Annotated in this window: 5 protein-coding genes; 1 reads left to right on the top strand and 4 read right to left on the bottom strand. The window is 41.1% G+C overall.

Features of this window, described 5'->3' with window-relative positions:
* Nucleotides 1–5: 5 nt before the first annotated feature.
* The 4 genes from SAE01_RS22985 to SAE01_RS23000 form a co-directional block, all read right to left on the bottom strand.
* On the bottom strand, nt 6–1,073 hold the full coding sequence (locus SAE01_RS22985) for an aromatic ring-hydroxylating dioxygenase subunit alpha (protein ID WP_147206185.1): 1,068 nt from the start codon (nt 1,071–1,073) through the stop codon (nt 6–8).
* A complete protein-coding gene (locus SAE01_RS22990; RefSeq protein ID WP_147206186.1) occupies nt 1,070–2,002 on the bottom strand; it encodes a fatty acid desaturase family protein in 933 nt (310 codons plus the stop codon). Before SAE01_RS22990 ends, SAE01_RS22985 begins: the two co-directional genes overlap by 4 nt.
* A 259-nt stretch (nt 2,003–2,261) precedes the next feature.
* The gene (locus SAE01_RS22995) at nt 2,262–3,887 is read right to left on the bottom strand and encodes an NADP-dependent glyceraldehyde-3-phosphate dehydrogenase (protein ID WP_147206187.1); all 1,626 of its coding nucleotides are present in this window, start codon (nt 3,885–3,887) and stop codon (nt 2,262–2,264) included.
* Nucleotides 3,888–4,084: 197 nt separating this feature from the next.
* Nucleotides 4,085–7,189, bottom strand: a complete 3,105-nt coding sequence (locus tag SAE01_RS23000) for a glycosyltransferase family 117 protein (RefSeq protein ID WP_147206188.1) — start codon at nt 7,187–7,189, stop codon at nt 4,085–4,087.
* Between the two features lie 276 nt (nt 7,190–7,465).
* On the opposite strand from SAE01_RS23000, the gene SAE01_RS23005 reads away from it, so the two are divergent.
* Nucleotides 7,466–10,021, top strand: a complete 2,556-nt coding sequence (locus SAE01_RS23005; RefSeq protein WP_246113316.1) for a TonB-dependent receptor — start codon at nt 7,466–7,468, stop codon at nt 10,019–10,021.
* Nucleotides 10,022–10,112 lie beyond the last annotated feature (91 nt).

Raw genomic sequence — 10,112 nt, forward strand, 5'->3', positions numbered from 1 at the left:
TCCTTTTATATCCAAAATTCAATTTGTTTTTTTATCGGCTGAGGTGTTGGTTGTTCATCTGGTGTTTCCGCAGCTCGCCTTAAAGATTCAATGTAGACATGCATGAAGTCTACTTGTGTAGACTTGTAGTCAGGGGTCTTAAAGGTTTGCATGTTTTTACCATGAATTTTCATAATCCACACATCCTGGTCGATAACCTTCTTAGTATACCAGGGCAAAAAAAAGGTAGCAAGTGCGTTGAACCAACCGAGTTTGTAAGTGATTAACGTATACACTTTAGTTTCAAAGGCCTTAACCGGCGTGCAGGTACTGGTGATTATAAAAGCTTTTTCCTGGTTGCCATAAACGTAATCAACCCTTGTAACATTCGGCATGTAGAAATTATCAGTATGCTTTAGAGGTAGCCGCTTGGGATTAATCATCCAGTCAAAAAAACCAATAGAGTCATTGGGTTGATCGTAACTCACTAGCACACTGTTGGGCGTTCTTTCAACTTCAGCTTTGATACAAATCTGCTTCTTATCGCGAAACCAACCTTTATGGACATATACTGTATGGGGAACGTCCATGAAGTTTTCGACAAGGTCTGTAACTGCATTATCAAAGGGCGTTACCATGTAGTAGTTCTTCCACCCTTCTCCACTATAATAAGGCATTTCAAAAGGCTCCTTGTCTGGCAAAACCTCTCGCCCCATCCAAACCCACACCAGCCCGTATCGTTCTATCACCGGAAATAACTCAACTTTTTTGTTAGGTATACGATCGGTGTTAGGCCCTTCTGAGGGAATGTTAACACACTGTCCCTTCTCGTTATACACCCAGCCATGGTAAGGGCAAACAATACAATCATTCTCAATTTTCCCTTCGCTTAAAGGAGCATTGCGATGATTACACCTATCAATCATTGCTGCTATGTCTCCCTTAGAATTTCTCCACAAAACGATGGGCAACTCCATTATGACTGCCTTAACTGGTTTACCTTTTTTCAGATCAGTGGATCGGGCTGCTGCATACCAGTAATTTTTAATCAAGCCACTACTTTCAATCATCAGTTTTTCGCTTAATGATTTCATAGGCTGATCCCTGTTTCTTTTACTGATTTAAAAATCAAAATGTGGGCAGGTACCTGCTTGGCAATCTTTAACCACTTCAGCCAGTAAATGGTATTCTCTTCGGGCGGTTTCAATTCACTCAACCGATAAAAAGGAATTCCAGGAAATTGGTGATGAAGTCCGTGCTTGTCAAAATGATAAAGAATATATTTTGAGATCCATGTGGGATAAATAACAGACCGGGTATAGGCAGGTTGTAAACGATATTTAACTGGTCTCACATGTTGGCCTTCCGACTCAGGTTGATCTAAATGTGTATGTTGACTCAGCAGTAAAGGATCAGTCACGAAAAGGTATAAAACAAATGCAGGCAACCAACAAGTCAGCATGAAATCACTAAAGAAAAACACCAGCAACAAATACACGAGAACAATAAAGAAAACACTGAAACTATGCTGTAGAACTTTCTTCTTCTGAGGATACATCTTCATCAAGCGCGGGAGATTCCAAAAGGTCGAAGTAGAAAATGACAAAGCGAAAATGGGTATCCATCGTCTCCAACAAAAGTTGATAAAGCCGATGAGCATCGAAGAAAGTTCGGTGAGTTTTTTCTGCGGCTGCGTAGGGTCAAGATCCTTCCAGCCAGTCCAGACATGATGTGCGTGGTGCACATTCTTCCAGGGATAAAATGGAAGAAGACTAAACAAAGAGGCAACGTGTCCGAAGACGACATTTACAGAGTTGCTTTTGAAAAAGGCGCTATGGCCAAGGTCATGCTCCAGGATAAACCATTGTAGAATGCAAATCGCAAGTAATAATTCGCCCGGAACTTTAATGAAAAGATTTTGAGATAATGTTAGGGCCATTGCAACGGCAGTTAAGGAGAGCTGCCAGGCAATTATCAGCCAGGCAAAGGTTGAAGACTTTCGTAAGTAACTGGTGTCCTTCATTTATTGTGTATTACGCTCCATTTAGAACAGAAGAAAGTTTGCCGCAAAAAAGCTTCAAACCTGCTTACTCCCCTAGCTAAGATAATATTTAAAGCCAAGTTTTGAGGTAATATTAAACAGGATATAAAAGTAACAGGATCACTCCTACTCTGTCCCAAGAACTAAAAAAGGTGCCTCGACTTTAACCAGTTTTATAGTACGTAAAAAAAAATTTTGCTGTCACCCCTCTTTGAAAGCGGCAACAGCAAAAAAAATTTACTTAGAAAATAAACCTAGTACTTAAGAAGTTTGAATCTTCACCAGAGACGATCTCGTTCAACAGGTGCTTGTTGTTATCATTTAGTTTAGTTGCAACAAGGGAGCGGATAGAAAAAGACCGCAACGCATCAACGACTGATAAGGTTCCCTCGGCACTATCTTTACGACCAGTAAAAGGGAATGCGTCAGGGCCGCGTTGACATTGGGCATTGATATTAACACGACTAACCTGGTTTACAAGAATGTCGATAGACGAAGCAACTTCATGACTATCGTTACTAAAAATACTTACTTGTTGCCCATGGGTTGACTCTATCAGGTACTCTATTGGCTCTTCCATGCTTTCGTAGGGAATAACGGGTATGATTGGGCCAAACTGCTCTTCGCGATACAGTTTCATTTTGTTATTTACGGGATATACGATGGCGGGATAGAAAAAGGACTCTACGGTAGCTCCACCATTTTCGTTTACTACTGAGGCGCCATTTTGTATGGCATCTTCAATGCATTCTTTTAAATAAGCCGGCTTGTTTGGCTCGGGCAAGGGGGTTAGTGATACGCCCTTTTCCCATGGCATTCCAAATTTTAGTTTTGATACCTCTTCTTTTAGTTGGCTTAAAAATTCTTCTGCGATTGTTTTATGAACAAAGATGATTTTTAAAGCAGTACAACGTTGGCCGTTAAAAGACAGCGAGCCAAGTACAGTTTCCTGCACGGCCAATTTAATATCAGCATGGCTGGTAATGATGGCTGCGTTCTTAGCATCAAGGCCAAGAATTGCCCGCAACCTGTTTATTTTAGGGTGCAGTTTTTTTAATTCGTTAGCCACTTTGCTTGAACCAATTAGAGTAAGCACGTTAATCTTTCCCGACTTCATGAGGTCAGGAATAATCGCATTACCACGGCCATAAATAGTATTTACCACGCCTTTTGGAAAACAGCTTCGAAAAGCTTCTAACAAAGGATAATGCAATAAGGTGCCGTGTTTTGGAGGTTTAAACAAAAGGGTGTTCCCCATGATAATTGCAGGAATAAGCGTGGTAAATGTTTCGTTCAAAGGATAGTTGAACGGCCCCATACAAAGTACAACCCCAAGCGGTGAACGTCGTACTTGCGCAATAATCCCCTGTTGCATTTCAAACCTGGAAGAATCCCTGTCAATATCTTTAAGAGCGTCAATAGTTGCGTAGATGTATTCAACAGTACGATCAAACTCTTTTATAGAATCTGCATAAGACTTACCGATCTCCCACATGATGAGCTTTACTACAAGGTCTTTTTGCTCTATCATTTTTCTTGTAAAATTCTCAACACAAGCTATCCTGTCTGAAACAGCCATTGTTGGCCACTCACCGCGCCCGTTATTATAGGCAACAACCGCTGCATCCAATGCATCCATTGCCTCTTTCGGAGTGCATACAGGGTAAGTGCCAATTAATTTTCTTTTCAATCCTTCCGGCGTGCGTACACACACAGGCGAGTACACTTCATGCACATCCCCATTCCATTGCAACATTTCTCCGTTAGACAAATAAGTTTTTTGATGTACTTGCACAGGAAGAGCAAATTCTTTTGGAATCTCGTCCTCTGCTACAAAGATTTTTTCAAGTTGTTCTGTGAAAGTCATTAGCAGTTTGAAATTTAAAAATGAGAAAATTGAGCCCAGGTAAACAGGCTTTTGAAAAGCGGCGTGAAGATAAGTTTAAAAAGTTTTTGTTAGTTTCTGTTAGAAGAGTTGTGTTGGACAAGATTACGCAGTAATACCATAAATACAAATCCCCGTCATAGTTGTATGACGGGGATAAGTTATTAATCAAAAATATTCTATTGCGCCATCTTCTTTGCAGCGTTAGTGTCAGTACTTGTAGCGTCAGCCCTTGCACCGGGAGCAACAGGATTTACAATGTTGCCACTTCCCTCACCAAGTGCACCTTTGTTTCCAAACATCTGTTCCAGGCTTCCTAAAGCTTGCAAATAGTCTTCCGCGGTTTTCCTGTCATAAGCCATCCATTCAGCTTTAGTCTCGCTCAGAGAATTATAAAACTTCACTTGTTGTTGCAAGTCTTTTCTTACAGAGTTCAGCACCTTGGTTGCTAAAGACTTATCATCAGAACGATAACATGCTTCAAGGAAAGCGATGCTGTTTCTGTTGTGCATATTTCCTCGACTAATCATTCCATAGGGGAAGTTTTCCTGGAGCATCATTTTATCTGCTTTTTGCAGCACCTTACGAGCTTCTTCTTTTCTGCCTTTTGATGATAAATCAAAAGCAAGCTCTGCATATGCAGTACGAATAGTGTTTAGGTGGCGACGATTTTCTTCGTCAAAATAAACACCGGGAATATTAGCATTGCCATAAGCAAACTTGTTCATCAATTTATCCGTCATCCAATCGGTATTGACTTGCTGGTTCATTACCGGCACAAGACGATAGCTCAGGCCATCTTTTCGCAGGTAAGGACCAAAACCAAGCTCGTCAAAAGCAGAGGTGAAGTATATAGGCCGCTGCCACTTGTTCGCCGCGATGATGTTCAATACGGCAAGATCATTTTTCATTAGTGTTGTCTTCGGTATCTCAAACCTTACTTCACCCACAATACTGTCTGTAATGCCTACCGTACCGTTTTGTCTAACTGTATTTACATCGACAGGAACAGAAACTTTTCTAACCGGGAAAGTGTTAATCATATCATTTCCACCAGCAGAAGCCATCTTACTAGGATCGTCGCTACCAACATAATTCTTCATTAAATCGTACAAATCGAAATATTGGTTTGCGGGCAAACCTGACTTTTCATTGTACCTGATGTAGTCCCTCTTACGGCCCTGAATTTGGTCCGCAGTCCAAATCACATCGATTGGATTACTTTGGTTTACGCGGTAACGAAGTTGATTGATATACCAGTCGATACCCAATAAACTATAGTTGATCACGCGAATGTCGGGGCGGATGCCTTCGACTTCCTGCGCATACCACAAAGGATAGGTATCGTTGTCACCGAACGAAAATAAAACAGCGTTAGGTGCGCAGCTCTCGAGGTAATCTTTAGCAAGATCCCTTGCCAGCACTTTCTTACTGCGATCGTGGTCATCCCACTCTTGCGCCGCCATTAGGATAGGAACAGCAAGCAGGCAAATAACGGTAGCAAGATTGGTGGCAATGCTTCTGCTTAAAGACTTAGACAACCACTCTCTCACTTGCAGTACGCCAAGACCAATCCAGATGGCAAAAGCATAGAAAGAACCAACGTAAGCATAGTCCCGTTCACGTGGCTGGTTGCCAGCCTGGTTTAAGTAAAGCACAATCGCCATTCCTGTAAAGAAGAATAATAGGAACACAATAAACGTATCACGCTTATCGGTTCTGTTCTGGTATATAATACCTAGAATTCCAAGAATGAAAGGAAGCAAAAACAGCTTGTTATGCGCCTTGTTCTCTTTACTACTATCCGGCATCAGGCTCTGATCGCCGTATAAAATATTGTCGATAAAAGAAATGCCGGTTATCCAGTTACCATCTCTCAGGTTACCGTTCCAAACTCCCTGCACGTCATTTTGTTTACCGGAGAAATTCCACATAAAATAGCGGAAGTACATCCAGTAAGTTTGGTAGGAAACGAAGAACTTGATATTATCTCCAAAGTTTGGATCTCTTTCATAAGTTCCATCTTGTTGTTTTCCTATTCCTAGAAATTGTGCGTAATAATCTCCGTGGCCCTGGTCGTTGCTTGCATCCCAAACTCTTGGAAACAGCATCATCTTATCGGGCTCGTAAACATAATGGCCATCTTTTCCATTTTCAATATAATGGCCATTTGCCTTGATATATTTTGTAGAAGTCTCTTTGTAATCTATTGGCTGCGCAGTAAACTTCTGACCATACAACAAAGGAAAATCTCCGTATTGCTCGCGGCCCAAGTAGCCCACAAGACTCATTGGATTATCAACGTTATACATATCTACTGCAGGATCAGCATTACTACGAATCATCGTGGTGATATATGTGCTATAGCCAATCAGCATGAAAGCAATCGACCAAAGACCAAGGCGTAAAAAGCCCCAGTTATTTCTCCTGGCTACCTTCAATCCATACCAGATGGCCACTCCAAGTAGTAAAAAGAAAATAATAAAGCCGCTGAATAATGGGAGACCAATACTATTCACCATGAAGATGTCAAAGTAACCAGCACCATCAATGGTGTATTGAATAACTGCTTTTTGCACAAACCCGGTGATTAAGCAACCGATCAAAAATGCCCATAAAACACCTTTAGTAGTAGTCTTATAACGCTTGTAATAATACACGATAACGATGGCAGGTATTGTAAGTAGGTTCAATAAGTGGACACCAATGGAAAGGCCCATCAGAAAGAATATGAAAATAATCCACCGGTCTGCATTGATACCCGTGTGAGCTTCATGATCGACCGCATTCTCCCACTTTAATATTGCCCAGAAAACAATGGCTGTAAAAAAAGAACTCAGGGCATATACTTCACCTTCCACTGCGGAGTACCAAAATGAGTCGCTATATGTATAAGCAAGAGCACCTACTGCTCCGGCGCCCATTATTGCAAAAATTTCGTTGTTGGTTAATGCCTCACCAGCTTTTTGAACCGCTTTTCTTGCAAAGTGAGTAATGGTCCAGAAGAGGAATAAAATGGTGAAACCACTGGCAAGAGCACTCATCACATTCACAGCTTTTGCTGCAGTCATCGGGTTATCGCCAAACAGAATGATAAAAAAACGACCGATTAAAACAAATAAAGGAGCTCCGGGAGGATGGGGAATTTGTAACTTAAAAGCACTGCTGACAAACTCGCCACAATCCCACAAACTACCACCCGCCTCGGCGGTAAGAATATAAGTGGTACAAGCAATAACGCAAACAACCCATCCAACAATGTTGTTGATCCTGTTGAAATTCATTAGTTTTTTTAATTTTTAAATAAAGATTTGAATAACAGTTTTACGCTTTTAAAGTGCACTGTTATTCACCTGTGTTTTGGTTTTTAAAAAAGACTGGCAAACCTACCGTAAAAAGGGGAAAACCGAAAATGGAAAGTTTAGGGCAAGTATTTTTAACCGGTTTTTGGGAATTGTAAGCAGAAGGCCCTCATCTTATTGGCAACTTTCAGAATACTTCTTATAATTATTCAAACCTTAAGTGAAGTTATTGAGCGAGATTTCGATCAACTCTTAAGTATGAAGCGAAGCGCCAATTGTCAGGTATTTTTATCCCGCATGCCTTATCTTGAGCCCGTTTTTAATCAGCCCGGAATAATGAAATTCATACACCTGCTAATTCTTTCTATTCTATCCACCTTTTCAGCTCTTGGTCAAACTAAAAAAGCCACTATTTCCGGAAAGGTGGTTGATGAAAATGACAAGCCTCTCTTTCACGTTAACATCAGTATTTTAGGTAAGGAGAAAGGGACAACAACGAATGACTCAGGAAGTTTTTTAATAACTGTTACTCCGGGAAGACCAGTTGCACTTGTTTTTTCATTTACGGGTTACAAGAACGTGCAGCGAAATTTCAATCTATTAGATGGTGAAAACGAAGTCGTGACCGTGCAAATGCAATCTCAGCAGAACGTGTTGGAGGGCGTGACCGTGAAAGACAACCGGGCCAGAACTGAAGCGGGACGAATAAATATCGATCCCAGTGTCGCCATCCTAAACCCTTCGCCTTTAGGAAATATTGAAAGTCTCATAAAAATTTTTACTGGCAGTAATAATGAATTAACGAGCCAGTATAATGTGCGCGGCGGAAGTTACGATGAGAACATTATTTATGTAAATGACTTCGAAGTCTTCCGCCCCTACCTGGTTCGTAGCGGCCAGCAGGAAGGTTTGAGCTTTATTAACCCTGAAATGACGGAAAACGTAAAGTTTTACAACGGCGGATTCCAGGCTAAGTACGGCGATAAAATGAGCAGTGTGCTTGACATCACTTACAAGCGGCCGAGAAAATTTGCTGGCTCCGCTTATATCGGTTTGCTCGAGCAAGGTTTACACCTGGAAGGAACGGGAAACAACGACAAACTCACATACCTCGTCGGATTTCGCAACCGCAGTAACAGGAATTTAGTGAGCAGCCAGGACACCAAAGGAAATTATATTCCATCCTCTTCAGACGTCCAAGGTTTGATAACTTATCAACCAAACAGTAAATGGCTATTTGAAGTTTTGGCGAATATCTCTAAGAGTAAATTCAACCTGTTTCCTGAAGAAAGCAAATTGTCGTCTGCTGTCTTCTCGCCTTTATTTACTCAAAATATTGCTGTCGATATCGCTTTCCAGGGACAGGAGAAGGATGCTTACCAAACTAATATGGTTGGACTCTCTACAACCTGGCAACCGCGAAAGAATTTCAGGTTAAAAGGTATGCTTAGTCGTTTTGAAAACGATGAGGCAGAAAACATTGATATAACTGGCGCTTATCTTTTTGGTGAACGAAACTTTGATAAAAGCCAGGCAACTTTTGGTTTAATAGTAAATCCTCTTGGTGCAGGCGTGTATCAGAATTTTAGCAGAAATCAATTAAACATACAGGTGTACAATGCCTCATTAAAAGGAAGCATTGACAAAGAGAAACATTTTATACAATTTGGCAGCAGTGTTGAAAGGCAAATTGTAACGGACAAACTAAATGAATGGGAGTACAACGATTCAGCCGGTTATTCACTCCCCTACTCTCCTAACATGCTTCGACTAAATAAGGTATTGAAAAACAAAGCCGATTTAACGATAGATCGTTTTAGTGGCTTTGTTCAGGATAACATACAGTTTCGCGACTCTGCTGCAGTCACTTTACAAATTGGTTTGCGATACAACTACAATACTTTAAATAATGAGTTCCTGTTATCACCGCGGGCAGGCTTTTCTTTTAAACCAGGAAATTGGCAAAAAGATATTGTTTTTCGCGGCTCTGCCGGCGCGTATAACCAGCCGCCTTTCTATCGCGAACTAAGGCGATACGATGGTACTGTTAATACACAATTAAAAGCTCAAAAAAGTTGGCAAGTGAGTGCAGGGTTTGACTACAATATAAAATTGTTGCAGAGACCGGGAAGAATTACAACCGAGCTGTATTATAAAGGAATGACAGACGTTGTTCCCTACGACATCGATAATGTTAGGTTACGTTACTTCGGCGAGAACATGGCAAAAGCATACGCAGCAGGTGCTGAAGTCAGGTTGTTTGGAGAATTGGTGAAAGATGCAGAAAGCTGGATTAGCCTGGGTTTCATGCGGACAAGAGAAAACATCAGCAACGATCACTATTACAATTATAAACTTAATGATCAAAACAAACCCATCGACAGCACGCTCGTAAACGTCGGCAGCCTCCGTCGCCCCACTGATCGGATGATCACTTTCGGCATGTTCTTCCAGGATTATTTAAGCACTAATAAAAACTTTAAAGTTTATCTCAACACACTGTACGGAAGCAGTCTGCCCTACAACATTCCCGGAAGTGTCAAATACAGGAATGCGCTTGTAATAGATCCTTACATCCGCGCTGACCTTGGCTTTAGCGCTCTTTTGCTTGACACCGATAAGTCAAATCGTCGCAGTCATAGTCCGTTCAAAGGTTTTGACAATATTTGGGCGAGTCTTGAAATTTTCAATATTATCGACCGACCTAATACCATCAGTTATCTTTTAATTAAAGACTTTGCAAACAATGTCTTTACGCTTCCTAATCGGCTAACGCCACGATTGCTGAATTTGAAGTTGATAGCGAAGTGGTAAAAATGTCCTCAAAATATTTACTAATTTTTTCCTTTGAACGAAGCCCAGCGGCTTGAGCAATAATCTAAGAAGTAAGTTCTTTATGCTTTTT

It is taken from the genome of Segetibacter aerophilus (genome assembly GCF_007991655.1).
GTDB lineage: Bacteria > Bacteroidota > Bacteroidia > Chitinophagales > Chitinophagaceae > Segetibacter > Segetibacter aerophilus.